Source organism: Bdellovibrio sp. BIS2 (assembly GCF_055398295.1).
Genome location: NZ_AP035879.1, coordinates 3,452,584 through 3,478,689, shown reverse-complemented (window position 1 = coordinate 3,478,689; position 26,106 = coordinate 3,452,584). Strand labels below are relative to the sequence as shown.

General features: G+C 51.2%; 24 protein-coding genes. 11 read left to right on the top strand and 13 right to left on the bottom strand.

Features of this window, described 5'->3' with window-relative positions; all coding sequences use genetic code 11:
- Entirely contained in the window at positions 1 to 708 is a 708-nt protein-coding gene (ubiE, locus tag ACZ520_RS16495) for a bifunctional demethylmenaquinone methyltransferase/2-methoxy-6-polyprenyl-1,4-benzoquinol methylase UbiE (protein ID WP_088564073.1), read from the bottom strand.
- Positions 701 to 1,573, bottom strand: coding sequence for a 3-deoxy-7-phosphoheptulonate synthase (aroF, locus tag ACZ520_RS16490; RefSeq protein ID WP_464128434.1), 873 nt, complete (start codon positions 1,571 to 1,573; stop codon positions 701 to 703). The genes ubiE and aroF overlap by 8 nt, the downstream gene beginning before the upstream one ends.
- A 316-nt stretch (positions 1,574 to 1,889) precedes the next feature.
- Between aroF and ACZ520_RS16485 the strand changes: the two genes are divergently transcribed.
- Genes ACZ520_RS16485 through ACZ520_RS16475 form a run of 3 tightly spaced genes read left to right on the top strand, consistent with a single transcriptional unit; the run spans position 1,890 to position 5,034 of the window.
- Positions 1,890 to 2,699 (top strand): chorismate-binding protein, encoded by an 810-nt coding sequence (locus ACZ520_RS16485; RefSeq protein WP_232468998.1) that lies wholly within the window; start codon positions 1,890 to 1,892, stop codon positions 2,697 to 2,699.
- The gene (menD, locus tag ACZ520_RS16480; protein ID WP_088564076.1) at positions 2,696 to 4,276 is read left to right on the top strand and encodes a 2-succinyl-5-enolpyruvyl-6-hydroxy-3-cyclohexene-1-carboxylic-acid synthase; all 1,581 of its coding nucleotides are present in this window, start codon (positions 2,696 to 2,698) and stop codon (positions 4,274 to 4,276) included. Before ACZ520_RS16485 ends, menD begins: the two co-directional genes overlap by 4 nt.
- Positions 4,264 to 5,034 carry an alpha/beta fold hydrolase gene (locus ACZ520_RS16475; RefSeq protein WP_232469002.1) on the top strand — a complete coding sequence of 257 codons (771 nt, stop codon included), beginning with the start codon at positions 4,264 to 4,266 and terminating at the stop codon, positions 5,032 to 5,034. Before menD ends, ACZ520_RS16475 begins: the two co-directional genes overlap by 13 nt.
- On the opposite strand, the gene ACZ520_RS16470 is transcribed toward ACZ520_RS16475, so the two are convergent.
- From ACZ520_RS16470 to add, 7 genes are all read right to left on the bottom strand, one after another.
- Complete coding sequence (locus ACZ520_RS16470; RefSeq protein ID WP_374031317.1) at positions 5,017 to 5,856, bottom strand: S1 family peptidase; 840 nt, start codon at positions 5,854 to 5,856, stop codon at positions 5,017 to 5,019. The two genes, ACZ520_RS16475 and ACZ520_RS16470, sit on opposite strands and share 18 nt — an antisense overlap.
- Positions 5,857 to 5,867: 11 nt before the next feature.
- On the bottom strand, positions 5,868 to 6,794 hold the full coding sequence (locus ACZ520_RS16465) for a S1 family peptidase (protein ID WP_417868175.1): 927 nt from the start codon (positions 6,792 to 6,794) through the stop codon (positions 5,868 to 5,870).
- 32 nt (positions 6,795 to 6,826) lie between these two features.
- Entirely contained in the window at positions 6,827 to 7,774 is a 948-nt protein-coding gene (gene pip, locus ACZ520_RS16460) for a prolyl aminopeptidase (RefSeq protein WP_011165810.1), read from the bottom strand.
- A gap of 100 nt (positions 7,775 to 7,874) precedes the next feature.
- Positions 7,875 to 8,051, bottom strand: coding sequence for a hypothetical protein (locus tag ACZ520_RS16455; protein ID WP_464126581.1), 177 nt, complete (start codon positions 8,049 to 8,051; stop codon positions 7,875 to 7,877).
- 140 nt (positions 8,052 to 8,191) lie between these two features.
- Complete coding sequence (ggt, locus tag ACZ520_RS16450) at positions 8,192 to 9,925, bottom strand: gamma-glutamyltransferase (protein WP_464126579.1); 1,734 nt, start codon at positions 9,923 to 9,925, stop codon at positions 8,192 to 8,194.
- Complete coding sequence (locus ACZ520_RS16445; protein ID WP_374031313.1) at positions 9,918 to 10,499, bottom strand: DUF6624 domain-containing protein; 582 nt, start codon at positions 10,497 to 10,499, stop codon at positions 9,918 to 9,920. Before ACZ520_RS16445 ends, ggt begins: the two co-directional genes overlap by 8 nt.
- Entirely contained in the window at positions 10,496 to 11,521 is a 1,026-nt protein-coding gene (gene add, locus ACZ520_RS16440; protein WP_088564081.1) for an adenosine deaminase, read from the bottom strand. Before add ends, ACZ520_RS16445 begins: the two co-directional genes overlap by 4 nt.
- Before the next feature lie 37 nt (positions 11,522 to 11,558).
- Between add and ACZ520_RS16435 the strand changes: the two genes are divergently transcribed.
- The 3 genes from ACZ520_RS16435 to ACZ520_RS16425 all read left to right on the top strand — a co-directional run bounded on the left by ACZ520_RS16435 (position 11,559) and on the right by ACZ520_RS16425 (position 15,239).
- Entirely contained in the window at positions 11,559 to 13,592 is a 2,034-nt protein-coding gene (locus ACZ520_RS16435) for a transketolase C-terminal domain-containing protein (protein WP_088564082.1), read from the top strand.
- 166 nt (positions 13,593 to 13,758) lie between these two features.
- Positions 13,759 to 14,856: a hypothetical protein gene (locus tag ACZ520_RS16430; RefSeq protein ID WP_464126576.1), complete on the top strand. Its 1,098-nt coding sequence runs from the start codon at positions 13,759 to 13,761 to the stop codon at positions 14,854 to 14,856.
- Positions 14,856 to 15,239, top strand: a complete 384-nt coding sequence (locus ACZ520_RS16425; RefSeq protein ID WP_464126574.1) for a putative hemolysin — start codon at positions 14,856 to 14,858, stop codon at positions 15,237 to 15,239. The genes ACZ520_RS16430 and ACZ520_RS16425 overlap by 1 nt, the downstream gene beginning before the upstream one ends.
- A gap of 106 nt (positions 15,240 to 15,345) precedes the next feature.
- Here the strand turns inward: ACZ520_RS16425 and ACZ520_RS16420 are convergent, their stop codons facing one another.
- Both ACZ520_RS16420 and ACZ520_RS16415 read right to left on the bottom strand, forming a co-directional pair.
- The gene (locus ACZ520_RS16420) at positions 15,346 to 15,750 is read right to left on the bottom strand and encodes a hypothetical protein (protein WP_464126572.1); all 405 of its coding nucleotides are present in this window, start codon (positions 15,748 to 15,750) and stop codon (positions 15,346 to 15,348) included.
- Between the two features lie 241 nt (positions 15,751 to 15,991).
- A complete protein-coding gene (locus tag ACZ520_RS16415; RefSeq protein WP_088564086.1) occupies positions 15,992 to 16,489 on the bottom strand; it encodes a chemotaxis protein CheW in 498 nt (165 codons plus the stop codon).
- A gap of 270 nt (positions 16,490 to 16,759) precedes the next feature.
- On the opposite strand from ACZ520_RS16415, the gene ACZ520_RS16410 reads away from it, so the two are divergent.
- The 4 genes from ACZ520_RS16410 (at position 16,760) to ACZ520_RS16395 (ending at position 22,984) form a co-directional block, all read left to right on the top strand.
- Positions 16,760 to 18,808, top strand: coding sequence for a chemotaxis protein CheA (locus tag ACZ520_RS16410; protein WP_464126569.1), 2,049 nt, complete (start codon positions 16,760 to 16,762; stop codon positions 18,806 to 18,808).
- Entirely contained in the window at positions 18,805 to 19,674 is an 870-nt protein-coding gene (locus ACZ520_RS16405; protein WP_417868184.1) for a CheR family methyltransferase, read from the top strand. Before ACZ520_RS16410 ends, ACZ520_RS16405 begins: the two co-directional genes overlap by 4 nt.
- A gap of 15 nt (positions 19,675 to 19,689) precedes the next feature.
- Positions 19,690 to 20,754, top strand: coding sequence for a protein-glutamate methylesterase/protein-glutamine glutaminase (locus ACZ520_RS16400; protein ID WP_088564089.1), 1,065 nt, complete (start codon positions 19,690 to 19,692; stop codon positions 20,752 to 20,754).
- A 124-nt stretch (positions 20,755 to 20,878) separates the two neighbouring features.
- A complete protein-coding gene (locus ACZ520_RS16395; RefSeq protein ID WP_464126566.1) occupies positions 20,879 to 22,984 on the top strand; it encodes a prolyl oligopeptidase family serine peptidase in 2,106 nt (701 codons plus the stop codon).
- Between the two features lie 3 nt (positions 22,985 to 22,987).
- Here ACZ520_RS16395 and ACZ520_RS16390 read toward each other — a convergent pair whose 3' ends face one another.
- Together ACZ520_RS16390 and ACZ520_RS16385 are read right to left on the bottom strand one after the other, a co-directional pair.
- Positions 22,988 to 23,749 carry a cyclic nucleotide-binding domain-containing protein gene (locus ACZ520_RS16390; RefSeq protein WP_088564091.1) on the bottom strand — a complete coding sequence of 254 codons (762 nt, stop codon included), beginning with the start codon at positions 23,747 to 23,749 and terminating at the stop codon, positions 22,988 to 22,990.
- Between the two features lie 146 nt (positions 23,750 to 23,895).
- Positions 23,896 to 25,098: a CCA tRNA nucleotidyltransferase gene (locus ACZ520_RS16385; RefSeq protein WP_232469004.1), complete on the bottom strand. Its 1,203-nt coding sequence runs from the start codon at positions 25,096 to 25,098 to the stop codon at positions 23,896 to 23,898.
- 152 nt (positions 25,099 to 25,250) lie between these two features.
- Here ACZ520_RS16385 and ACZ520_RS16380 point away from each other — a divergent pair, with 152 nt between their 5' ends.
- The gene (locus ACZ520_RS16380; RefSeq protein WP_015092457.1) at positions 25,251 to 26,066 is read left to right on the top strand and encodes an alpha/beta fold hydrolase; all 816 of its coding nucleotides are present in this window, start codon (positions 25,251 to 25,253) and stop codon (positions 26,064 to 26,066) included.
- Positions 26,067 to 26,106: the final 40 nt, after the last annotated feature.

Genomic DNA, 26,106 nt, shown 5'->3' with positions numbered 1-26,106 from the left:
TTATTTTACGGTGCCTTTATAGATGTAAGCGATACCACCGGTCAGGGTGATGTATTCCATTTTGGAATAAGAACCGCTTTCTTTCATCAGATCCAGGAAGCCTTCACGGCAAGGGAAGGCCGCAGAGGATTTTTGCAGGTATTCGTAAGCTTCTTTCTGACCCGTTACGATGCCGCCGATTTTAGGCAGGATGTTCTGGGAGTAGAAGTTATACAAAGCACCGAACACCGGAATGTTCACCTGGCCAAATTCCAGAACCATCACTTTGCCGCCTGGGCGAGTGACACGCGCCATTTCTTTTAGCGCCTTCACCGGATCACCGACGTTGCGGATACCGAAAGAGATGCTGCAAACATCAAAGCTGTTGTCAGCGTATTGAAGCTGGGTCACATCGGCTTGTTCAAAAGTGATGTCCAAACCGCGCTCTTTGGCTTTGCCCGGAGCCGGGATCAGCATTTCTGCGCAGAAGTCAGTTCCAGTCACAGCGCCCGTGCCGACAGTTTTTTTGAACTCAATCGCCAGGTCACCTGTGCCAGTGGCACAATCCAAAACCTGATCACCGGCTTTGGCGCCGCTGTATTTCACCAGTTTTTTTCTCCACAGGTGATGGATGCCCATGGAAAGGACGTTGTTGCCCTTGTCATAGTTCGCCGCCACTTTAGAGAACATGTTTCTGATGATTTCAGGATTTGGAGAATGATTAGACATAAACTTCCGCCTTGTGCGCTTTGTGCAGTGGACGGTCGATAGCCGTCAGGATTCTATCAAGCTTCTTCATCATCATCGAGAAGTCATTCAGGGTCAGCGCCTGCATTCCATCAGACAGCGCTTCCGCCGGACGAGGGTGAACTTCGACGATGATACCATCGGCGCCCACCGCTGCGGCTGCGTAAGCCAGATCCGGAACCAAAGCGCGGATGCCCACCGCGTGAGAAGGATCCACGATCACCGGAAGGTGCGTGTTCTTTTTCGCGTAAGCCACAGCGTTCAGATCCAGAGTGTTGCGAGTTGCAGTTTCGAAGGTGCGAATACCACGTTCACACAGAATCACATTTTGGTTGCCCATTTTGGTGATGTATTCAGAGGCTTTGATCCATTCGTCGATATAAGCAGCCAAGCCGCGTTTCAAAAGCACCGGCTTTTTCTGGCGGCCCAGTTCTTTCAGCAGTTCATAATTTTGCATGCTGCGGGAACCAACCTGGAAGCATTCCACGATGTCGTAAACTTCCTCGATTTGACGGATGTCAGTCACTTCGGACACAAGGCTCATGTTTAGTTCTTTGCAAACAGTGCGAACCATGTCGAAAGAGTTTGCGCCCAGACCCTGGAAAGCAGTCGGGGAGGTGCGCATTTTCCAAATGCCACCACGAAGCAGGTGTGCGCCTGCGGCTTTAACGCCGGAAGCGGTTTCCATGAACTGAGCCTGGCTTTCAATTGAACAAGGGCCGGCGATCACGGTGAAATTTGGTCCCCCGATATCAAAACCGCCAACATTGACAATTTGGGTTGAGGGACTTGTTTGCATAGTTTGCGTTTCCATAATACGAACTTCTTCTCGCCCTTGTTTTAACATTTTCACAACTACTAAGTTGAAAAAAGAGGGTCCTTTTGTGGATCGGCAGAATAGCATAACGCTCGAAGGCATTACAAACTTTTTGGAGGCAGGGGCCCTCTTGCGACATGGAAACCAATGGATTCTCATTGAGGGGCCGTTCGCTGCAGAACCAACCCCAAATAGTGTCGAAATTTCAGTATTTTGCCCGGATTTCTATGATCTGACGACCCCGGCCCGCTGGTACGGGAAAGCCCGGTACGCCCTCTCTACAGAGGAATTGCGTCGCATTTGTGAGGCCTACTTGGCTCAAGGGCCCCGTACTGTGGAGCCCTTAATGACCGCACACTGGGAAGAGCCGCGTCTGGAGGACTTTGCCGAGGCCCTTTCCGTTATCCAGTCCCGCATTGAAAAAAACGAAATTCAGAAAGCCGTTCCGGCTGTGTTTGCCCGGACCGCTCAGACCGTCACGGCCCGTGATCGTGCGCGCATGTTGGTGAAGCTGTCTGAAGCTCCATCGACATTGTTTGTTTATGGATTCTGGAAAGACGGTGAAGGAGTGCTGGGGGCAACACCGGAAACACTCTTTGATTTTTCCAAAGGTGTTTTAAAGACCATGGCGTTGGCGGGCACCTGCCCGAAAAATGAAAGCACCGAGCGTGAATCGCTTTTGCGTGATAAAAAAGAAATGCTGGAACACCAGTTGGTCGCCGAAGATATCAAAGAGCGTCTGTCTGTCTGGGGCGCCGTGCAGTCCTCCGCGCCTTATATTCTGGAGCTTCCGACCCTGTATCACCTGAAAACCGACATCAGCGTGGTTTGTCAGACACAGCCGGATTTTGTGGAGCTGGTGAAAGCCCTGCACCCTACGCCGGCCTTGGGCGTGGCGCCACGGTCCGCCGGGTATGTGTGGATGCAGGCGCTGCCGGGGCAGCAGGGGCGCCGCAGGTTCGGAGGTCCTTTTGCCTTTATCGGGGCTGAGGAGGCCCTGTGTCTTGTCGGCATTCGCAATTTGCAGTGGAGTCAAGACTCTGCGATGATTGGTTCCGGCTGTGGTGTAGTCGCGGCCAGTGAACTGGAAAGAGAATGGCGGGAGCTTTTCCAAAAGCGCCTGTCCGTGAAAAAGATATTGGGGCTTGAAGTATGACAAACATGGAACTTGCAGCAAAAGTCATTCAGGAACTGGTGCACACCGGAGTCAGAGAATTTATTCTTTGTGCCGGCGCCCGCAACAGTCCGATGGTTCACATTCTGGATGAATGCAAGAATCTGAAGGTTTATTCATTCTTTGAAGAACGTGCCGCAGGCTTCTTTGCTCTGGGCCGTATTGCCAGCACCCGTCGTCCAGTGGCGGTGATCACAACATCGGGAACTGCTGTGGCGGAACTTTTGCCCGCGGCTGTGGAAGGCACTTATTCTTCTTTGCCTCTGATCATGGTGACGGCGGATCGTCCGAAGCACTATCGTGGTTCCGGGGCTCCGCAGACGATCGAACAAGTGGGTATTTTCTCTTACTACAACGAAGTGGCTTTGGATCTGGACAGCGAAAACTCGCATCTGTCATTCAAATCCCTGTCCTGGAAAAAACCAATTCACGTCAACGTCAGCTTTGAAGAACCGCTGATCGACGGTCCGGTACCACAAATTCATATTCCCAGTGTTTCTGAACGCACCAAGCTGCCCGTGCAAATTCCACTGGGCACGCTGAAAGAAATGGAAACTTTCGTCAACACCCACAAGCCACTGGTGATGGTGGGGATCCTGCCGGAAAAAGCTTACGGCACTGTTTTGGATTTCCTGAAGCAGTACAAAGCACCGGTTTATTGCGAAGGCATTTCCAGTCTGCGTGGTCACCCGGACTTGAAGGATGTTGAAATCAGGTCCGGTGAAAAAATGATTCATCGTATTCTGGAGATGGGCGTTTGCGATTCCATCCTGCGTATCGGGGGTATTCCGACAGCGCGTGTGTGGCGTGATCTGGAAGACAAGTACAAAGAGCTTCCGGTGTTCTCGGTCAGCTTCAACCACTTCACAGGCCTGAGCCGTCCGGTTCAGCACTGCAATTCTTTGGATTTGCTAAGTCAGGTGGAATTCTCGTATCCGCATCACGAAAACGTGAAGGTGAATATCGAGGACGCGGCTCGCGCGACGCAGATTCGTCAGCTTTTGGACAAGTATCCTGATTCCGAGCAGGGCATGATCTATGCGATTTCAAAACGCATGAAGGGCTCATCGGTTTATCTTGGAAATTCTTTGCCGATCCGTGAGTGGGACTCCAGCTCTTCGCATGATTTCCCTCCGGCGCGGGTGGCGGCCAACCGTGGCGCCAACGGTATCGACGGACAGATCTCAACCTTCCTGGGCTGGGCTCATCCAGAGCTTGAAAACTGGTGCCTTGTTGGAGATTTAACAGCGCTGTATGATTTATCGTCACTTTGGGTAACTTCCCAGCTGGATGCGAAAAAATTCCGCGTTGTTGTGATTAATAATGGCGGGGGGCAGATTTTCCACCGCATGTTTAAGAAAGAGATTTTCATAAACAAACACCAGATTTCTTTCGAATCGTGGGCAAAGATGTGGAACTGGTCCTACGACAAATGGCATACTATTCCAGAAGACAACAAAGAGTTGAACCTGGCGGACCATCAGATCATTGAGCTGAGTCCTAACTGGGAACACACTCAAGAATTCTGGAAGGAGTACGACTCATTGTGGAAAGAGTGAATCTCTTTTTCCTTCACGGCTTCCTTGGAAGACCCACGGACTGGGCGCTTGTAAAAGCGCACTTGCCGCAAACTGAAGGACTGCGCATTTTTACACCGGATTATTTCAAAGAACTTTCCCTGGGGCCGACGCATTCGTTCGAGACCTGGGCGGAAAACTTTGTCAGATGGGTTGAAATTCATGGTGGTGGCAGTGCCGCCCGCAATGTTCTGGTCGGATATTCTTTGGGTGGTCGTCTGGCGCTGCATGCTCTGGAAAAAAAGCCTGCCCTGTTTTACAAAGTCATGCTGGTGTCCACCAACCCCGGCTTCAATGACATGCACGAATCCTTTGATCCTATTTCTGAAGAGCGCCGTCAGCGCTGGATGAATGATTCCTATTGGGCTGAGGAATTTTTAAAGGCCCCGTGGGACATGGTTCTGCGCAACTGGAACGCCCAGCCGGTGTTTGGCGGTGCTGAAGCTGAGCCATCCCGGTCAGAAAAGGAATACTCGCGCGAGGCGCTCAGTCTGGCGTTGACCCAGTGGTCACTGGCACAGCAAAAGAACATGCGTGGTCTGCTGGAAAAGCAGATTCAGAAGCTGATCTGGATGGTCGGGGAACGTGATGAAAAGTTCCTGGAGATGTCCCGTCGACTGACGGAAGAGGTCCCGGGGTTCCACTTTGAAACAGTGCCCTCTTCCAGTCACCGGGTTTTGTTCGACAGCCCCAAAGAACTGGGCGAAAGAATTCGTCAGCTTTTACAGAAGCTTCTTTGAATTATCATCAATCCACTGGCGATATTTTATCACATTCATGTAGATGGATTTGTCTTTGCAAAGGTCTTTATTGTCGATGTACTGGCTTTTCTGGCTGGCTTTGACTTCGCCAGGCACGGTCCAGGAGATCGCTGAAGCCACACCCACGACATAGTCCTTGCCTGAATAGCGCATCAGCGCCGGTCCACCCGAGTCGCCGTTGCAGATGCCTTTGCCGTCTTCCTGATTGATATAAAATTGAGTCTCGTCGCTGCTGAAATGACTGATGGTCAGATCCACGTGGCGCAGCTTGCCTGAACCTTGAGTGTCATCGGCAGAAGTTTTTTTGCCCGAGATGCGCCCGTAACCAGCGGCCGTGAAGATCAGGTCTTTGCTTAGAGGGAATTTGGAATCCGGCAGGGTCAACGGACGATAGGACGCCGGGGCATCCTCTTTCATCGAGATCAAAGCAATGTCATTGCGCTCGGTGGAATTTAATTTTTTGTATTTGTCGTGAGTGGCCACCTTGTGGGCCTTTTTCATCACGTACTGACCTGCCAGCGGATTCAGGCCGAATGCCAGAGTCAAACCCTCAGCACCTTTACCCACGCAGTGAGCGGCGGTCAGAATCAGGCGTTTGGAAATCAGCGCACCTGTGCAGTAGGTTTTTGTCGGGTTGTCATAGATCAACACCACATACTGGGAAATGATATTGTCTTTGGCGGTCATGGTGCCGCCGACAATGGCCGTGTCATTCGGAGCCGGGGAATAGGCTGCTTCATAGCCTCCGCAAGCCGAAAGAATCAAAACGATGAAAGAGCTAACGTACAACTTCGTTTTCATACTTCCCCGGACTATTTAGGCAACAACTGGTTGGGGTCAACCAGAGAACTGGAAAGTCTGGCGACCATGCGATTGATCCAGGACTTATAGTACAGCGTGCTGGTGAAAGCTGCGTACTGAGAGCAGTCGTTGTTTTCGTCCTTCACACCACGGCTGGTGATACCCATCAGGAACAGTTTACCGTTTTGTTCAAGGTACGCAGGCCCTCCGGAATCCCCGTGGCAAGCTCCTGTGCCTTGGGTCTGATCGACAAGGAATTCAGAAGTGCTGTAATTTGGACTGTCGATTTTAACTTTTGTCGTGCGCAATGTGCCGATGCCGGCGCCGGTTTTGCCATCTGCGATGCCATAACCTGCAAGAACGATCTCTGCACCTTTTTTGATGTTGCGTTTGTTGCCCAGAAGCGTGGCTGGCTTATAGCCCGCCGGAAGTTCGCCCGAGAATTTAACAAGAGCGATATCACCAGTGTCATAGTCTTCGCCCTGGCGATTTTCCCAGTATTGGGAAACTTCCACTTTTTCAACCTTGCGGTGTTCGCTGGTGGCCGTGATTGTTGTGCCGAAGAACACGTACATGTCTTCTTGGAAAAGACCTATGCAGTGAGCGGCTGTCAGAACGATATTGTTGGTAAGAAGTGAACCTGTGCAGATTTGACCCTCGAAGGCGTCATACACAGCGACGATGCTTTGGCTCATGGAGTCTTCGGACTTAACTTCCGTTCCCCCGATGATTCCGTCTCCAGATGTCAGAATGCTGGAGTCGTTTTTTTGTGGCGCGCAGGCTGAAAGTGCCAGACTTGCCATGATCCCCGAAATTAGCAACTTATTCAGTTTCACTAAAATCCCCCCGGATTTCGCTCCACAAAGCTTGTGGTTCGTGGCACTGAATAAACCCTTTTTGGCACTGCGTGACAAGATGATAATGCTTATATCAGCCATAAGGGGAAAAACCCCCTATGGCTTTGAAAGTCTTACAGATCTCTGAAACTGTCTGTGGCTTCAATAAGAGCTGAGCGGGTTCCAGGCTCGGCCGCTGCGTGGCCTGAATCCGGGATGATTGTAAATTTTGCCTCCGGCCAGGCCTTGTGCAGTTCCCAGGCGGACTTCGCCGGGCAAACCACATCATAGCGGCCCTGAACAATGGCGCCCGGGATGTGGCGGATTTTATCCACGTTTTCCAGCAGCCAGTTGTTGGTTTTAAAGAAGGCGTTATTGGTAAAGTAATGGCATTCGATGCGCGCAAAGCTTAACGCGTATTCCGGGTCATCGAACTCATCCACCGCTTTCGGGTCCACGATCAGACGGGAGGTTGCGGCTTCCCACTTGCTCCACGCTTTGGCAGCTTCCAAACGGACATCTGCGTTTTCGTGAGTCAGGCGTTTGTAGTACGCAGCCACCAGATCATGGCGTTCGTTTTCAGGGATTGGTTTCAGATATTCGTCCCAAACATCCGGGAAGATGTGGGAAGCGCCCTCCTGATAGAACCACTGAATTTCAGACGGACGGCACAGGAAGATTCCGCGCAGAACCAAAGCCTTTACGCGCTCTGGATGAGTGATTGCGTACGCCAAAGCCAGGGTCGAACCCCAACTGCCGCCGAAGACAACCCATTTATCGATCTTCAGCATTTCGCGGATGGTTTCGGTGTCCTTCACCAGATCCCATGTGGAGTTTTCACGCAGTTCTGCGCAGGGCAAAGACTGCCCGCTGCCGCGCTGGTCGAAAAGAATTATGCGATAAGCTTTTGGATCAAAGAAACGACGATGATCCGGGTGAACACCTCCACCCGGGCCGCCGTGCAGGAACACCACAGGTTTGCCTTGTGGATTTCCGCACTCTTCCCAGTACAGGGTATGGATATCAGAAACTTTCAGCATGCCTTTATTGAAAGGCTCTAGAGCTGGATAAAATTCGCGCATAAGCACCTCGCTTGAGAAGCAAAGACTCGCGCAGTTCTGTCACGAAGTCAAAATGCGCCACGGCTGATTTTAAAAAGTGCAGCGCATGAGACGTGAAGGACTATTTGGTGAGTTTGTCTCGAAGGATCAGAGGGCAGAGGCCGGCGCGGCAGCAGAGCTTGGCCAGCTCTTTGGCGTCGGAGGCTTTGTTCATCATTGCATGCAGCAGATTCATGGCATCTACCGACAACAAAGTACTTTGGCATTCGGTTCCGGATACAAAATGAACAATACGCACTGAGCACCTCCCGCGCATTCAGGATAAGCGGGAAGTTTTGTTTAAATCCATTTAATGAGAATAACTGTCAAAAGATGAAAGGTCGTTGAGAATCAAGCTGGATCAGCCCTCCGGGGAGGGAGGAGGGCTTTGGCTTGGGGTTACTTGGCGATGCTAGTGCCGATGTCGCGTGGGTCTGCCACGCCATGCAGTTTGTCGCCTTCTTTTGAGACGGCCATCACGTTGCAAGGGATCGGGTCGATCTTCACGTCATAGCCCATGTCCTTCAATTGCTTTAAAACTTCCGGCTTCGGCCCTGGCGGGTCGATGAACAATACATCCGGCTGCCACTGCTGGTGGTAGCGAACCATGGTGACGGATTGATATAACGGCAATTTGAATTCGACATAGTTCAAAATTGTCTGCGCCACGCAACTGATGATGCGTGTGCCGCCCGGAGCCCCCACGGCCATCACCGGCTTGTTGTTTTGAAGCAGAATTGTCGGAGACATGCTGCTAAGTGGAGTCTTTTTCGGAGCGATGGCATTGGGTTTTCCACCGATCGCACCAAACAAATTCGAAGCACCCACTTGTGCCGAGAAGTCATCCATTTCGTTGTTCAAAACCATGCCTGTACCCGGCGCCACGATCGCAGCCCCCATCCAGCCGTTGATGGTCTGAGTGGTGGCGACTGCGTTGCCTTTGGCATCGATCATCGAGATGTGTGTCGTTTCGGTGGATTCATATCCTGTGACTTTGCCTGCGGAAACCTCGGATGCTTTGCGGGCGCGATTCTCGGGAATCTGCTGACGACGGTCCTTCAGATATTCCGGGGACAGCAAAGTTTTCACGGGCACGTCGGTGAACTCGGGATCACCCAGATAAGTCGCACGGTCCGCAAACGCGGATTGTAAGGCGGAAGCAGCCAAGTGAATGGACTTTGTGGACAGCGGACCTGCCTTTGCCAGATTGTCAGCTTCCAGCGTGTCCAGGAACTGAATCACGTGAACACCGCCGGAACTTGGCGGTGGCATCGAAATCACTTCATAACCGTGGAACTTTCCTTCGACGGGTTTGCGCCATTTCACCTGATAGTCGTTGAAATCTTTTTGTGTCAAAAGACCTTTGCGCTCTTTGGAAAGTTTCAGCATGGACTGCGCAACGGATCCCTTGTAGAAACCGTCTTTGCCTTTTGCGGCGATCAGCTTCAGGGTTTTTGCCAGGTCTTTTTGTACCAGTAATGTTCCCAGGGCAGGGGCTTTGCCTTCTTTCGTCAGGAAGATGGCTTTGGCCGCCGGGTCTTGGGCCAGAACATCGGCGCGGTATTCAAGAGCTCTGTGGAATTCCGGGTAAATTTCAAATCCGTTTTCAGCCAATTCAATTGCCGGCTGCATGACTTGCTTTAAAGGCAGTGACCCGAAGCGCTGATGAATTTCCAAAAGACCTGCGACCAATCCGGGGACGGCCACAGCCAGAATTCCGTCTTTGGAAAGATCGGAAACGGCCTTTCCATCTTTTCCAATGTACATGTTTTCAGAGGCCTTCAGCGGCGCACGTTCGCGGAAATCAATCGCGTAGGTGTCACCGGTTTTGGCTTCGTGGAAAAGCATGAAGCCTCCCCCCGCAATCCCGGTGGACTGAGGGCGCTCGACAGAAACTGTGAAGGAAGCGGCCACGACCGCATCGATGATATTTCCGCCGTCAGCAAACATTTTTTCTGCGGCTTTGCTGGAATAGCGTCCTTGGGTGGAAATCGCATACTGCGTTCCGTAGGCCTCAGCGGTGGCGTGATCCGGGCGTTCTTTGGCGGTCAGGATGACAGGTGAAGTTGAAGTCGTCTGACAGCCCAGTGCCAGCAGAGAAATTGAAAGTACGAAAAGTTTTGATTTAGTCATTGTTTCTCCATCCGGTTTTAAAGGTCCATTCAATGAATTCTTTGTGTCGCTTTTCGGGTTCGGGCGGGTGGTATTCACCATCCAACGGGGTGATCACCAGGCTTTCAATGGGATCCAGCCCCATCTCGGATCTTCGGTTGTTGAGATTTTTTTCGTCCTCAACATCGGTGATGCGCAGGATGCCGTTTTCATCCCAGTCGGCATTGGTGCCGTAAACCTGCTTTCGTCCCTCATAGAAACGAATACGGTCAATCAGAATGGCAACGTAACTTTTAGGGACTTTTCCATTCTTGGCCAGATCAATCAGCACGGGTTCCTGCATGCGCATGAACTCCGGCCAACTGATTGCGTGCAAAATGATTCTTAAAGCGGCGGTGCAGGCCTCTTCGCCGACAAGGTCGATTGTGGGGAAGCCTTTTTCAACAATCAGGTCATTCAGTTTTCTGGCATTGCGCAGGTGAACTTTTTCCATCTGGGCGTTGTAACCCTGAAACAACTCGCCCGTGGCAGCCAAAGCTTCGCGCACGGCCTCATCTTCACGCATCAGGTGCAGGATTTCTTCTGCGTAGCTCATCCGAAGAATTCCCCCATGATGCGGTTTTTTTCGATGTCCGGAATGAAGCTCGCATCAAAGGCGATCTGATTGCATTTGTGGAAATCCTCTTTGGTAAAGCCATGCACGCGGTGAAGGACTTCATAGTCATCACTCAAAGTCGTTGCAAACACGCCGGGATCGTCGGAATTGATCGTGACCAGAACGCCTGCCTGCATCAGCCTGCGGATCGGGTGTTCTTCGTAAGTCGGGAAGGACTGGGTCAGATAGTTGCTGATCGGGCAAATCTCTAGGGGAATGCGGCGGTCTTTCACCAGTTCCAATACGGACGGGTCGTTGATGATCTGAATGCCATGCCCAATTCGTTCTGCACCCAGGATCTCGATGCTGTCGCGAACCCAATGAGCAGAAACCGGGCTTGGCGTTTCACCAGAATGCACGGTGATGCGCAGGCCCGCCTTTTTGGCTTTTTGGAACAGGGGAGCAAAGACTTTCGGATCAAAGCCCTCTTCGTTGTCTGCCAGGTCCAGAGCCAAAAAGCTGTCTTTGTGGTCAATGGCGAAATCCACAACTTTTTCCGCAACGTCAAAGGACTTGATCCTTTGAACGATGCAGATCAGGCCGATCAGCATCGGGAACTGTTTGCGGGCTTGTTCGATGCCTTTTAGCAAAGAGCGGTGGATCTTTTCGAAAGTCAGGGATTTGTGTCCATCGGCGATAAAGGTCGGCGCATAACGCAACTCAAGAAGACGAACTCCGTCATTGAAGGCGTCCTCACAAGCTTCATAGGCGACCCGGGTCAGGATTTCTTCACTGGCCAGAACTTTCTGTGCATTCATGAACTTATTCAGCACCGAACCTAGGTCCTTCATGGGACCCGTAATCAAAAACTGATCCTTTTGCCCCTGGGAGGTGGGGGCCAGCGGAATGCCCACTTGCGGAGCCAGTTCCAGAATGGTGCTCCAACGCACTGAGCAGTCCAAATGACGGTGCAGATCCACTTTCAGGATGTCGCGAATATTGTGAGAATAGAGCCTTTCCATTTGATGTTCCTCGCTCTGGGCAGTAAAACTATATCCTATGACAGAACCGATTCAGATCAAAACAAAACTCGCAGGCAACCCTACTCAAGAACCTCAATTCAAAAGCTTTGTTAAAAGCAAAGACGGACGTCAGATTCCAGTGGCCGATCCTAACGCGACTCGCGCCCTTGTTTCTTTGATGGATATGAACGCCGTCCTTGGTGGCGCGGCTTCTCACTATGGCGGTCCTGCTGCTTTGGCGGAACTTATGTCCGCATTGCACGGTCATGTGTTTGATGTGGCGGCTCGTGAAAACAAGCAATGGTATGACCTGTTCCATATCGTGAACGACGCAGGTCACTGCGAAAATGGTCTGTATGCTTTGAAAGCCAATTACAAAATGGCGGGTCTGACTTTGGACAGCCTTAAAAAATTCCGTTCGATCGAAAGCGGTCTGACGGGTCACGGTGAAGTGCACTGCTTCCCGGAAGGGGTCTTTATCTCCAACGGTCCTTTGGGTTCTGCGTTCCCGCAAACTCAAGGTGTGGCGATGGGCGAGGCGATCTCTGGCAAAAACCGTGTGACAGTGACCACGATCTCTGACGGTGCCTGCATGGAAGGTGAAGCGAAAGAGGCTTTCGCGGCGATTCCGGGTCTGGCAAAAACCGGCAAGATGGGTCCTTATGTTTTGATCATCAGCGATAACAACACGAAACTTTCCGGTCGTATCGATGCGGAATCTTTCTCGATGACTCCGACCTTCGCGTCTTTGAAGGACCTGGGCTGGAATGTGATCAATCTTGCTGAAGGCAATGATCTGCAAAAATGTTACGACACGATTGTTAACGCTATCGAGCAGGCCAAAGCCAATCCGATGGCGCCGGTTGTAATCCACGCAAAAACCGTGAAAGGCATCGGCACCAAGAAAACCGCAGAATCCGCAACGGGCGGTCACGGTTTCCCTCTGAAAAGCCCTTCTGAATTGCCTGCATTCGTTGGCGAAATTCTGGGAGGCGCGGCTTTGCCGGATGTTTTCAATACCTGGATTGCTGAACTGAACAAGTGGGAAGCGGACATCAAAGCCAGCGGTGTGAAAGATTCCGGTGAAAAAATTCAAGTCGGCATTTCTTCCGCGATGGTGCGTGCACGCAAAGCCGGTTTCCCGGTTTTGAGTGTGACTTCGGATCTGCCAGGTTCCACAGGGGTTGCGGGCTTCCGTAAAGAATTCCCTCAAGATTCCTTCGACGTGGGTATCGCAGAATCCAACATGGTTTCAACAGCGGCGGGTTTGTCCAAGCTGGGTTACATCCCGGTTGTTGATACCTTTGCTCAGTTTGGTGTGACCAAAGGCGCTTTGCCTCTGACGATGGGTGCATTGTCTGAAGCGCCGGTGATTGCGGTGTTTTCTCACACCGGTTTCCAGGATGCGGCGGACGGGGCTTCCCACCAGGCGCTCAGCTATGTGGCGATGGTTTCCTCCATCCCGCATGTGGATGTGTATTCCCTGTCTTGCAGTGAAGAAGCCGACGCTTTGATGTACACGGTGATTGAAAACTTCGCCAAAGCCCGCAAGGAAGGTAAAGTTCCGAATTCAGCGGTGTTCTTCTTGGGTCGTGAAAACTTCCCTAAGACCTATGTGGCTGGTACTTCCTATGACTTGCGTAAAGCGCAGGTTCTGGCGGACACGACAGCGGGTAAAACCAAGTCTGTGGCGATTGCAACGACAGGTTCTTTGGTCCCACAAGCTTTGCAGGCGGCTAAAGATCTTGAATCCAAAGGTGTGGGTGCGGTTGTTGTGAACTGTGCCTGTGTGAACCATGTGGACGTGGCGACCTTCAAAACTGTTTTGGAAAAAACTCAAGGGCACTTGATCACGGTGGAAGATCACCAGTTGCTGGGTGGTTTTGGTCAGATTCTGACTCATGCTCTGATGAATGCCGATGTGACCTTCAAGGTGAAAAGCCTGGGTGTTCACGGCGAATTCGGTCAAAGTGCTTACACGGCGGCTGACCTTTATCGCAAACACAAGGTGGATGCCTCCGCGATCGTCGAAACCACCGGCACCTTCTTCCAAAAAAGCGGCGCCTGGTAGGGCCCCCTACACTGCGTTAGTCTTTGTGAGATAAAATGAAACCCCACTGTCGAATGGCTGTGGGGTTTTTTATTTGCAGGCCCAAGGTCCGTAAACAGATATTGCCACTAGTAGGCGTGAATACCTTCGGTGAAAATGGATATATATCCAAACTTCTGAGGGGTTCATGAAACTGCTGACCAGAGTGATTGTGTTTGTGATTCTTGGACAGTCAGCCGTGGCGGCAACAATGCCGGCCTTCACGCGTTTTGGCGAAGGCTTCTCGGTTCAGCCAAAGACCGAAAAGAAAGTCACGATGCCCAAAGTGATGTCCCAAGACACTTTGGGGCTTTGTTATTCTTTTGCTGCCGCCGCGATCATGACGGCGGAAAAATGCCGAATCGAAAAAAAAGACTGTAACAATCTGCCGGATTCAGAGGTGTTTTCCCCTTTGGACGTGGCCCGATTTGGAAATGATCCCGACGGAGAGAATACCTTCGAGTCGTCTTACCGTGGTATCCGCGAGGGCGGTCCGGGGGCTTTCACTCTGGAAGTGGCGGCAACGTTTGTCGGCAACGCGGCTTCTCAGCAGTGCATGTCTCTGGATAAAGTTCTGACGAAAATCGGCGGAGCACAGATGGGGACGGAGGCTCAGGTGGCGGCCTTCAAACGTTTGCGCAAAAAATACGATGAATACCGCAAGATTGATCCAAACTGCCAAACCTGTCTTTCTGATTTTTTTGCCACGGCCAAGACCGAAGTGGACAAGGATTTTGCTGTCGACACAGATCCGGCCCGATTGTTAAAGGCTTTCAGCGAAGAGACCTATGAAAAGTTCTTTGACCGGCTTGTGACCCCGAAAGAATGTGCTCGGGCGAAAAATCGTGCCTACTTTGAGGGGATGGGCTCCACTGAGATAAGTCTGTTTCCCAAGAAGGGGCAGAAGGCAGACTATGCGAACTCTATTGCAGAGATTAAAAAGCAATTGTCTGCCGGGCATCCAATACTGCTTTCGAATATTTGTCTGAATGAAAAATACTCCGACGACTGTCCCGCCCCAGGTGTTGAGGGCGGAAACAAACATGCGACGGTGATTTCCGGTTATCGCCGCATGTGTGACAAAGCCAACAAGTGCTATGATGCAGTTCAGATTCATAATAGCTGGGGGCAGGAGTGGCAGGACACTTATAACGGTGGCTGGGTCGATGCTGAAACGCTGTTGAACTATACCGGATATCCCGAACAAATGCTGGCCTGGCTTTCAGACAAACCAAAGGACAAATAATGAAAATGCTTGCGATGATTTCAGTTTGGATTTTGGTGGCGTCGTCAGCCTGGGCAGACCTGAAGATTTATGATGGCAAAGGGTATCGGCCGTTGAAGGTGCAGGAATACCAGAAGCTGAAATTATCAGTGGATTGTTTCAAGGGAAAAACCCCGAATTGTGACGCGTGGAAGGTCGCTCAAAAACAGGCCCCGCGCGTAAATCTGCCTCAAGCCTTGGCGGGCAATCCCGCTGCCAGATACTGTCTGGACGCCGGGGGAGAAAACCGCATCGCTAAATCAGACAAGGGTGCCGAGTTTGACTATTGCCTGTTTAAAGACGGTTCGATGATTGAAGCCTGGGGACTTTATCTGAAGTTTAATCCCGTCAGCGAAAGAAAATAAAAAAAGCCCCGGGAAATCCCAAGGGCTTTGATGAACGCCCATTTACGCGGCGTTTATGCATAACTGCGGTGGGCCCTCCTGTGGAGGGTGCCGCAGAGGTACCTTTTTACTTAATGGAAACTTCGCATTGGAAGGTGCCGACTTCGGTTTGTTCGCCCAGGCCCCACCAGTAAACTTTGGCAGTGTGGTCGACAACGCTGATGACCAGTTCGAATTCGTAGGATGCTTCAACCCAGAAATCATAACGAACTTCAGTGTCAGAAGCGGCGCTGGATTCTCTTGCCAATGCCGGACCGTTTTTGTCCAGAGTGGAAACAGAGTAATCACCAACACTCAAAGACCAGTTCTTCGCGTCTTCGATCAGAAGTACAGTGGGATTTTTTTGGATGTTGAAATCTTCAGATACATCCGGGCTTTTGGAAAGTTTGGTAGCTTGGCAGTCAAAAACTCTCTGGCCGGCGAAAGACAGGCTGGAGAAAAGCATCGCAGTCACAAAAAAGATAGATTTCATGATTTTGTCCTTTGTTTAATGGCGTCTTGCTATCTCGTTTAGGGCGAAAAGTCTTTGATTTTATTGTTTGATTTCTGAAAGTGAAGAAATTGCCCAAGTCCAAGATGGAACATGGCGGAGCGGGCGAGGGCGCGGGCCACGCGTAAGTGTTCGTTTTTAGGTGATTTTATCGGGTTATTGAAAAGCAAAACCCGCGGGCTTTGGACCCACGGGTTTTATATTGGAATCTTTTAAAAAGCTCTTAAGCGGCTTTGGCTTCTTCGTGGTGAGAGAACTGCGCCATCTGACCCATTTGATCCTGATTGAACGCAGACACGATATCCACAAGGATAACGACTTTATTGTCGACTTTACCCATACCACGCACGAAGGACATCGCGTGTTCGTTGCCCAGAACCGGAGATGGTTCGATTTGGTTTTCCTGAAGGTCCACAACCTCTTTTACAGAGTCCACGATCATGCCCACCTGACCGATTTCAGTATCGATCACGATGATGCAGGTGTCGCGGGTTGTGTCCTGAGACTGCATGCCGAATTTAATGCGCAAGTTCACTACTGGAATGATCTTGCCGCGAAGGTTCATCACACCTTTTACATAATCAGGAGTGCGAGGCACTGGAGTGATTTCGCCGAACTGATTGATCTCGCGCACTGTTTCGATGGCCACACCATACTGCTCTGCCATCAATTGGAAAGTTAGATACTGACCGGGTTTTGCTTTCATGGATACATCGCTCATCGTATTACGCCTTTCAAAGTCGTGATTAAAAATCTTAACAATAGACTCTTCGCGAAAAAACCAAGGTGACTTAAGAGGATTTCTCGGTGGGATGGAAAAAATAATATTCTCGGATATTTGGCGGCTCATAGTGGGACAATGGTCCTGTGTTTCATTAATTCTTTACACCAAAGGGTGGATTGATTCTCATTCTGGACCAAGGGTCTAAATAGCTCAGATGTTCGATCACCGATACATCAATGTGATTTTCTAATCTCTATGGAGCGCACAATGAGCGGTGACAATTCTTTCTTTGAAGAACTACAAATGGATTTCCTGAACGAATCCGCATTTATGCTGGAGCAGTACGAGGAATACATGATGAGGCTGGAAAACAGCGAAGATCCAGCGAAAGATCTGACAGATATATTCCGGGTGGCCCATTCCGTAAAAGGAGGAGCTGCTGCCGTCGGTCTGGCAGACTTGTGCAAATTTGCCCACGTGATGGAAGACCTTTTGGATCTTCTGCGTTCGCGCCCTGAGCTGGTGAACTCAACTGTGATCTCTTTGTTGTTGCAGTCCGGAGACGAACTGAAGAACCGCGTTGCGGCTCTTCAGCAGCAGCAGGGTGGTCCTTGGGATCCTTCTGCATTGACGGCGGAATTGATCGCCATCACCGAGCAGCTTTCTGGCAAAGCTTCCAAGCACGCACATGCTCCCGCTCCTTCAGTGGATGAGCCCAAAGTGGAAGCTCCCGATGATTTCTTTGCCCTAACGCCTGCGGCTGAAGCGGCTGCACCAGAAGATGATTTGATCAATCATGATCTTTTGGCAGAACTTCTGGCACAGATGTCCCCTGAAGATCAGGCTGAATTCCATGCCAAAGAAGCGGCTGAAGCCGCTCTGAAAACGGCTATTGCCGAAGCGGCCCCTGTGGCGGCGGCAGAGCCTGCGAAGCCGGCTCCGGTTCTGAAAGTGGTGGAAACACCGGTTGAAGCTCCGGCACCAGCTGCAAAAGCAGTTCCGGCTGCGGCAGCCAAACCAGCAGCGGCGGCAGCCGCATCTGGAAGTGGTGGTGGTAATAACAAGAATGTCAAAAATGCGACCAGCGCCATCAAAGTTGACACCGGTCGTGTGGATTCGGTTCTGGATGCCGTGGGTGAGCTGGTTGTATTGAAAAATCAGCTCGTGCATGACGAAACAGTTCGCAGCGGTGTGAACCTGCGTCTGGAGGCCATTGTTGATCAGCTCGATAAGGCCGTTCGTGAATTGTATGAAAAAACTTTGAGCATCCGTATGACCCCGCTGAAATCCATGTTCATCAAGATTCAGCGTATCGTGCGTGACGTGTCTTTGACTCTGGATAAACCAGTGGATCTGCAACTGATCGGTGAAGAAACCGAAGTTGAAAGAACCGTGTTCGAGCTTCTGGGGGACCCTTTGGTTCACCTGGTTCGTAACTCGATGGACCACGGGGTGGAAAAGAAAGAACTTCGCCAAGAGCGCGGCAAGCCGGCGACGGCAAAAGTCACCGTATCTGCAAAACAATCTGGCGGTAACGTTATCATCGACATCTCTGATGACGGTGGTGGCATCAACCGTGACAAGGTTCTGAGCAAGGCCATTGAAAAGGGCTTTGTGCCCGCAGGCGTGGACCCGGCGTCCATCCCTGATGAGCAGGTTTTCCAGTACATCTTCTATCCGGGTTTCTCTACCGCTGACAAGATTTCGGACCTGTCCGGTCGTGGTGTGGGTCTGGATGTGGTGAAATCCAATCTGGATAAAATCAACGGTAAGATCAATATTTACTCCAAGGCAGGCCAGGGGACCACGTTCCGTCTGACGATTCCTTTAAGCACGGCGATCACCGACGGTATCATCGTGGCTTTGGATGGCGCTCGTTATATTCTGCCGATCCATTCTATCCGCGAGATCGTGCGTGTCCTTCCAAAGGACTACACGAACATCTCTGGTGCCGGGAAAGTGGCCAGCATCCGTGGTCTTCTGTTGCCGGTGATAGACGTTTCCAAAACCCTGGGGTCTATCAATTGGACTTTGAACAAAAAAGACCAGCAACTGGCTCAGCGCCGCGAAAATTCTTTAAGTGCACGTCGCGAAGAAACCATGCTGGTGATCATTGAATCCATGACAGGTCAGATGGCCTTCCCGGTGGACGATGTCCTGGGTCAGGCGCAGGTGGTTGTAAAACCAATCACCACCGGTCAGGACATTCCGGAAGTGGCCGGTGCCGCGATCCTGGGTGATGGCCGTACAGTATTGATTTTGGAGCCCGGTGCTCTTGTGAACAACGTCGCTAACGGAAGAGGAATGGCCGCATGACCGCTGTAAAAAAGAACGAGGCCACAGGCGCTCTGTACGATTTTGAAGATATCAAGCTTTCGGACAAAATGTTCATGAAGTTTGCTGAGCGCATGTATGACCTGGCCGGGGTGGATCTGCCACTGACGCCAAAGAATCATGCTTTGATCCGCAATAGAATTGTAAAACTGCTGCGTCGTCATTCCTTGAAGACCTATGAAGAATACTGGTCAAAACTTGAAGCCGGTGGCAACGAGATGGTGTCTGAATTCATTTCAGCCCTGACCACGAACATGACTTCGTTCTATCGAGAGTCGAATCATTTCGACTTTCTAAAATCCATTCTGCCGGAGCTTTCCCGCAAGTTCGGAACTGATCTGCGCATGTGGTGTGCGGCAGCAAGCACGGGCCAGGAGCCTTACACGATCGCGATGACAGCGTGTGAAGCTCAACCTGAAATGCCTTCCGCGAAGCCGCGTTTGCTTGCGACCGATATTGACCTGCAGGTTTTGAAAAAAGCCTCTACAGGCACATATGAAGAGCGCGAAATGCAGGGGCTGCCGCCAGTGCAGCGTTCGAAGTACTTTGAGAAAATCAAAGCTGACGGCGATGAATACTGGAGAGCCAAGGATCAGATTCATAACATGATCCGCTTCGCGCCGTTTAATTTGATGAATCCCAAGTACGAGTTCCAGCACAAGTTCCATGTGATCTTCTGCCGTAACGTACTGATTTATTTTGATGAGCCGACAACAAAACGTGTGATCGACAATCTGGTGTCCTGCCTGGCACCGGGCGGATATCTGATTCTGGGTCATTCCGAATCAGGGAACGTGAAACATCCGGGTTTGAAACCGATGTCTCGCGCAGTATATCAAAAACTTTAATTAAAGAAGGCCCCAATGGCACAAAAGATTCGTGTCCTGATTGTTGATGACTCTGCGGTGATTCGTAAGCTGCTGGAAAAGATCTTTTCCTCCTGCGCGGATATCGAGGTGGTGGGAACGGCATCGGACCCTTACATCGCCCGCGACAAGCTGGTGGCGCTAAAACCCGACGTAATGACTCTGGATGTGGAGATGCCTCGTATGGACGGCATCAGCTTCCTGGAAAAAGTCATGCAGCATTTCCCGACCCGCACGATCATTTTCTCAAGCTTGGCGAAAACCGGCTCTGAAACGTATCTGCGTGCTCTGGAAGCTGGCGCGATTGAAATCATGGAAAAGCCGTCCATCGACGTGTCCCAGTCTTTGGAGACATTGTCGGCGGCCATCATTGAAAAAGTAAAAGCCGTGGCGAAAGCCCGCATCAATCCGATCAAAGCGGTGATTCCGAATCCGGGGGCGCCAGTGCAGAAGGTGGCCAGCACCTCTTTGGCAAGAACCACGCACCAGTTGCTGGCGGTGGCTTCTTCCACGGGTGGTACCGAGGCTTTGAAGGTCTTCCTGAGCGGCATGCCGGCGGATATTCCGGGAACTTTGGTTGTGCAGCACATGCCACCGGGCTTCACGAAGTCGTTTGCTGAAAATTTGGATAAGATGTTCCCGTTTGAGGTGAAAGAAGCGCAGGAAGGTGACCAGGTGGTGCCAGGGCGCGTTCTGATTGCTCCGGGCAACTATCATATGGAAATCACGCGCAGTGGTGCCTTCTATTACGTGAAGCTGCATCAGGGCCCGGCCCTGCACAGTGTTCGCCCTGCGGCGGATTATCTGATGAAGTCGGTGGCTAAATACGTGGGTAAGAATGCCATGGGTGTTGTTCTGACCGGTATGGGTAAGGACGGCGCTGAAGGTCTTTTGGAAATGAAAAATGCCGGAGCTTACACTGTGGCTCAGAATGAAGAAACCTGTGTGGTTTACGGTATGCCAGCCGCAGCGGTGGCGCTGGGGGCCGCAGACAAAGTTCTGCCGCTGGATCGCATCGCAGGGGATCTGCTGAAACAACTGCAGACTCGTAACGCCGCTTAGTCCAGCAAAGTTTAAAAAATGTTTTACCCAAGCCCGAAGGAAACTTCGGGCTTTTTTATTGTCTTTCTTGCTTCATTCCGCCGTCCGGTTAGAATAAGTTCCTGAAATCCGTCAGGAGACATCAATGAATTTCCGCAAAAGTTTGATCCTGGGTCCTCTGTTGCTGGTGGCCTGTACGACGACGAATCAATTCAAGAAGGAGTCCCTCATGCACGATCCCTATTTGTGGCTGGAAGAAGTGGAAGGCGAAAAGGCCCTGGAATTTGCCAAGGCCGAAAACAAACGCACGCTGGGGCACTTTCAACAGAATCCACGCTTTAAAACCATCGAGCATGACTTAAGAAAGATCATGCTGGCGGAAGACCGCGTGCCTGCTGTGCACCTGAAGAACGGGGAGCTTTATAATTTCTGGCAGGACGGAAAACACGTGCGCGGCCTGTGGAGAAAAACCACCCTGCAAAACTATAGGACCTCACACCCGCACTGGGATGTGATTCTGGATATTGATGCTTTGGCCAAAAAAGAAAATGAAAACTGGGTGTGGAAGGGGGCGATGACCTTGCCCCCGGCTCACGAAAAAGCTTTGGTCTATTTGTCCCGTGGGGGCAAGGACGCCACGGTGGTGCGTGAATTCAATATGAAGACCCGCCAGTTTGTGACGGACGGCTTTGTATTGCCTGAGGCAAAAAGCAATGTTCAATGGAAAGACGACAACACCGTTTATGTGGGAACGGATTTCGGGCCGGGCAGTATGACGGACTCAGGTTACCCGCGTATCACCAAAATCTGGAAGCGGGGCACGCCGGTCAGCGAGGCCAAGCTGGTGATGGAAGGCAAACCTACTGACATGTCTGTGTACAGCTATGTGCAGTTGGACGGCGACAACAAACATGTCTTCCATTCTATCCGTACGGGCTTTTATTCCAGCGAAAACTGGTACGAAGACGACAAGGGCGTTAAAACCCGTCTGCCGATGCCGACGGATTCCGAGTTCTGGGGTGTTTTCAAAAACAAACTGTTCTTTGAGCTGAAGTCTGATCTGGGAAATCTTAAAACGGGCAGTATTGTGTTCATGCCATTCGATAAAATCTTCGAAGGCGAAAAAGCTCAAGCGTCCCTGAAGGCGATCTTTGTCCCGACCGACAAAAGATTCATTCAAGGCCTGAATCCAACCAAAAATCATATCATGCTGCATGTGACAGACAATGTGCTTTCCAAAATCGAGAAAGTGACCTTCACCAATGAGGACACCTTCAAGACCGAGTCCGTGCCACTGGGTGAGAACGGCATGGCCTATGTCACTTCCACCGAGGAAGAAAGTGATCTGTATCTGGCGCAGTACATGGATTTCTTCACTCCGGTATCGACATATCTGGGGGATGCGAGTGACGGCAAAAACATGCTGGAGCTTTTGAAGAAATCTCCGGATCGTTTCAACAACAAGGGCATGAAGACCCAGCGTTTTGAAGCGACCAGCAAAGACGGCACGAAGATTCCTTACTTTGTGACTTCCAAGGCAGACATCAAGATGGATGGAAAAAATCCGACGCTGCTTTACGGGTATGGCGGATTCCAGTCGCCGATGCAGCCAAGTTATCTGGGCACGGTCGGCAAAGTGTGGCTGGAGCAGGGTGGGGTCTATGTGATTTCCAATCTGCGCGGCGGGGGCGAGTTCGGTCCGGCATGGCATCAGTCCGTGCTGAAAGAAAATCGCTATAAGGTTTACGAAGACAACATCGCGATTTCAGAAGACCTGATCAAGCGCGGTTTCACCTCGCCACAGCACCTGGGTATTTCCGGTCGATCCAATGGCGGTCTGTTGACGGGGGCGACCTTCACGCAGCGTCCGGATCTGTACAATGCGGTGATTGTGGGTGTGCCTTTGCTGGACATGCTTCGCTATCACAAGCTGCTGGCGGGCGCCAGTTGGATGGCCGAATACGGTGATCCGGACGATCCAAAAATGCGTGAGGCGATTCTGAAGTATTCTCCGTATCAGCGTCTGAGCAAAGACGCGAAGTATCCTGAGGTGTTTATCATGACCAGCACCAAGGACGACCGCGTTCACCCGGGCCATGCGCGCAAGATGGTGGCCAGAATGAAAGAACAGGGTCATCCGGTTTACTATTATGAAAACATGGAGGGCGGCCACGCAGGCAGCGCGAACATCGAACAGGCCATCTTGTGGAATGCTCTTGAGTACACCTATCTTTGGGAAAAGCTGAAGTAGGTTCTAGCCGGTCAGGGCCTTGTTGGCTTTCTTCAGCCGCTGTGACAGGGTCTTGACCAAAGCCTTCGCCCACGAGGGGCGCGCAAAGATAACATTGTCCAAAGAGCCATTCGGGATCGCGATCAATTCGACTTCCGTGATGGCCTCCACGGTGGCCGAGCGGGGTTCGTGATTGAAGTGCCCCATTTCGCCAACGAATTCACCGGGCAGAATTTCTCCGAACATGATTTTGTCACCGTCCGGGCCTTCCGAGTACGCACGCAGGCTGCCTTTTTTCACGATATAAGCCACTTCGGTCATATCGCCTTCTTTGAACAGCACATCACCCGGCTGCAATTGTTTTAGCTCGTACTGGGCCTGGTTGTTATCAACCTTCGGGGAAATGATTTTGGAAACACAGTCCACCAGAGCTTTTTCGCGGTCCGGTTCGGTCAGAAACTGAATACGGCCCGAGGCGACTTCGTGTTTGAAGATATCGTGGTCGGCGACATAGGACATGATGATGATCGCGATGTCGTCGTTGTTTTTTTCTTTGAGAATCTTCGCGACGATGTCAAAGCCGGAACCCTTGGGTAAATATTCATCCACCAAAACGGCTTTGGGGTGAACGTTGTCCAGTTTGTACTTGGCTTCAAACCACTCCGAGCCGTGAAAGACCGAGCAGTTTTCAAAATTTCGATTAAGGGCTTCAGTGCACTTATGGATGCGGGTTTTGTCGCCGCTGATAATCAGGAAAGTGTTCTTCTTTTGGTCGTTCCGTCCCATATCTAAAACCTTCCATCGTTTTACGTGGATGTTTAAGACAACCCACGCTGGGTGACATTGTCTTATTATCAGGCTTTTAGGGGACGGCTTCAATAGACCGGTCTCAATTCAATCGTGGATGTCTTGAACTGAGACCCTTAGCGGACTTAGTGGTGGGTTTCCTCGGGTTTCGGACGCGGAGCCGGTCCACGCGAGAACTTTTCATACTGCTGTTCCCAGTAGTGCATCTGGGACGGGGACAGGGAATAATCCATCTTCGCCAGCTTCATCGCCAGCAGGAAAGATTCATTCATCACAAAAGCCGCCTGACGGCGTTCGCCCTTGCGGCTGTAGTTTTCAATCTTGTGCAGACCCTGCATCAGATACAAAGCTTTGAAGAAGATCGCGATCTCCTGTTTGAAGATGCCCATTTCTTCACGCATGAAGTAGGCAAGCTTCGGATCATTGGAAAGCTCGTCATGATTCCAAGGCTCTTCGCCGTACTGGGCTTTCATGAAGGCCATCATAAATCCGGCAAACAATTCGATCGGATCATTCTTGTCGATGCCTGAAAGATTGATGCGCGCCAGATGAATTTCAAAGATTTCCATCTTGTGGGCGTCAACAAACACAGAATGCAGGCCCGGCAGGATTTGTTCCAGAATGTGCAGGTCAAACAGTTCCATGAAAGCCAGGTGGGGTTCTTTCAGGCGCAGGAATTTCAGCCATTCTTCACGACGGCGCGGAAGGACGGATTTTTTCAGTTCACCACTGCATTCGGCGATCGCCGCACGCATCGTGGCTTCAATCGAGAAATGCAATTTGTGGGAAAGACGGATCGCACGCAGGATACGAATCGGATCCTCGATGAAACGAGCTTTCGGATCACCGATCATGCGAAGCACGCGGTTTTCGATGTCCTGGATGCCACCGCAATAGTCGATCAGTTTGTGCTGACCCGGATCGTAGAAGACGGCATTGCAGGTGAAGTCGCGGCGAACGGCGTCTTCTTCAACAGTGCCGAAGTAGTTGTCACCTTCCACAGAGTCATCGCCCTGATCGGCCAGTTCTTCCTGAGTCACGTTACGACGGAAGGTGGCCACCTCAAACTGCTGATCACCACGTTTAACAAGCACCAGCTTGAAACGACGGCCGATCACGTAAGCGTTGGGAACTTTTTTGCGAACCTGATTGGGGTGAGCGCTGGTGGCGATATCAAAATCTTTCGGATGAATCCCAACAAGCAAATCACGAACGCAACCACCAACAAGATAGGTTTCAAAACCGGCGTCTTGAAGGTTACGGACAATTCTTAATGCGTAGGAGTCGATCCAGTCCTCGTGGAGCTGGGGTTTTTGCTGGGCAGTCATTGAGGCTGAATCTACATCCCTTCGCATCAAAATTCAAACCTGAATAACAAAAGACCGGAAGGACAAGTCTTTGATCTTAAGTCCTTGAAATAATTGAGGGTCTTTTGAATAAATCAACATGACGTCACCCTCGCCCGGGGGTATAAAAGGGTATGTCTTACCTCAATAATTTCTATCATCTCTTTTATGGTCCCGAAGACGGGCGCAAATGGGTCTTTGTTCATGGTCTGATGGGCTATGGACAGAACTGGCGCCGGATCATTCAGGGGATTGAGGCGACCGAACGGTGTTTGGCCTTTGACCAGCGCGGGCACGGAAGATCCTTCCAGCCGCCCGAGGGTTACAGTCCCGAAGACTATGCGGACGACCTCAAAAAGATTGTGGATGAGTTGGGGTGGGGGAAGTTTGTTCTGGTCGGGCACTCGATGGGTGGCCGTAACGTCCTGAACTTTGCTTCCAGATTCCCCGAGTATGTGTCCCACCTGGTGATCGAAGACATTGGGCCCGAGGCCAATCCCACGGCTCATGAGTATTACGAGTATTTGTTGAATCTGGTTCCCAGCCCTTTTGCCTCCCGAGACGAGGCCAAGCGCTATTTCTTTGAGGACTTTGTCAAAACGGCGAAGACCCGGGAAAACATCCAAGTGATGGCGAACTACTTCTATTCGAATATGGTGGAACAAGCCAACGGAACTGTGGATTGGCGGTTTTCGAAACAAGGCATTCTGGACTCTGTCCGCCTGGGGCGCACAGATGACCGCTGGGACGAAGTGAAATCCCTGAAAGTGCCGACCCTGTTGGTTCGCGGAGGAAACTCCAAAGAACTCAGTCAGGAAAACTACGACAAAATGCTGGCTAGCAACCCTATGATTAAGGGCGTCGTAATACCTGGAGCTGGACATTGGGTCCACTCAGATCAACCTCAGGCCTTTACGGAGGCCGTGAAACTGTTTGTGGGCGGCTTTTAAGCGCCTGCTTTGACATTTGGCTCCCTGCTAAGTAGTTTGG

Bases quoted from the DNA above. Each gene is read 5' to 3' on its own strand.
- ACZ520_RS16485 (WP_232468998.1), top strand. From the start codon at position 1,890: ATGACCGCACACTGGGAAGAGCCGCGTCTGGAGGACTTTGCCGAGGCC.
- menD (WP_088564076.1), top strand. From the start codon at position 2,696: ATGACAAACATGGAACTTGCAGCAAAAGTCATTCAGGAACTGGTGCAC.
- ACZ520_RS16420 (WP_464126572.1), bottom strand. From the start codon at position 15,750: ATGAAATCTATCTTTTTTGTGACTGCGATGCTTTTCTCCAGCCTGTCT.
- ACZ520_RS16415 (WP_088564086.1), bottom strand. From the start codon at position 16,489: ATGAGCGATGTATCCATGAAAGCAAAACCCGGTCAGTATCTAACTTTC.
- ACZ520_RS16470 (WP_374031317.1), bottom strand. From the start codon at position 5,856: ATGAAAACGAAGTTGTACGTTAGCTCTTTCATCGTTTTGATTCTTTCG.
- ggt (WP_464126579.1), bottom strand. From the start codon at position 9,925: ATGACTAAATCAAAACTTTTCGTACTTTCAATTTCTCTGCTGGCACTG.
- ACZ520_RS16400 (WP_088564089.1), top strand. From the start codon at position 19,690: ATGGCACAAAAGATTCGTGTCCTGATTGTTGATGACTCTGCGGTGATT.
- ACZ520_RS16410 (WP_464126569.1), top strand. From the start codon at position 16,760: ATGAGCGGTGACAATTCTTTCTTTGAAGAACTACAAATGGATTTCCTG.
- ubiE (WP_088564073.1), bottom strand. From the start codon at position 708: ATGTCTAATCATTCTCCAAATCCTGAAATCATCAGAAACATGTTCTCT.
- ACZ520_RS16430 (WP_464126576.1), top strand. From the start codon at position 13,759: ATGAAACTGCTGACCAGAGTGATTGTGTTTGTGATTCTTGGACAGTCA.
- ACZ520_RS16395 (WP_464126566.1), top strand. From the start codon at position 20,879: ATGAATTTCCGCAAAAGTTTGATCCTGGGTCCTCTGTTGCTGGTGGCC.
- add (WP_088564081.1), bottom strand. From the start codon at position 11,521: ATGGAAAGGCTCTATTCTCACAATATTCGCGACATCCTGAAAGTGGAT.
- ACZ520_RS16380 (WP_015092457.1), top strand. From the start codon at position 25,251: ATGTCTTACCTCAATAATTTCTATCATCTCTTTTATGGTCCCGAAGAC.
- ACZ520_RS16425 (WP_464126574.1), top strand. From the start codon at position 14,856: ATGAAAATGCTTGCGATGATTTCAGTTTGGATTTTGGTGGCGTCGTCA.
- ACZ520_RS16385 (WP_232469004.1), bottom strand. From the start codon at position 25,098: ATGACTGCCCAGCAAAAACCCCAGCTCCACGAGGACTGGATCGACTCC.
- ACZ520_RS16445 (WP_374031313.1), bottom strand. From the start codon at position 10,499: ATGAGCTACGCAGAAGAAATCCTGCACCTGATGCGTGAAGATGAGGCC.
- ACZ520_RS16435 (WP_088564082.1), top strand. From the start codon at position 11,559: ATGACAGAACCGATTCAGATCAAAACAAAACTCGCAGGCAACCCTACT.
- pip (WP_011165810.1), bottom strand. From the start codon at position 7,774: ATGCGCGAATTTTATCCAGCTCTAGAGCCTTTCAATAAAGGCATGCTG.
- ACZ520_RS16405 (WP_417868184.1), top strand. From the start codon at position 18,805: ATGACCGCTGTAAAAAAGAACGAGGCCACAGGCGCTCTGTACGATTTT.
- ACZ520_RS16390 (WP_088564091.1), bottom strand. From the start codon at position 23,749: ATGGGACGGAACGACCAAAAGAAGAACACTTTCCTGATTATCAGCGGC.
- ACZ520_RS16465 (WP_417868175.1), bottom strand. From the start codon at position 6,794: ATGGCTGATATAAGCATTATCATCTTGTCACGCAGTGCCAAAAAGGGT.
- aroF (WP_464128434.1), bottom strand. From the start codon at position 1,573: ATGTTAAAACAAGGGCGAGAAGAAGTTCGTATTATGGAAACGCAAACT.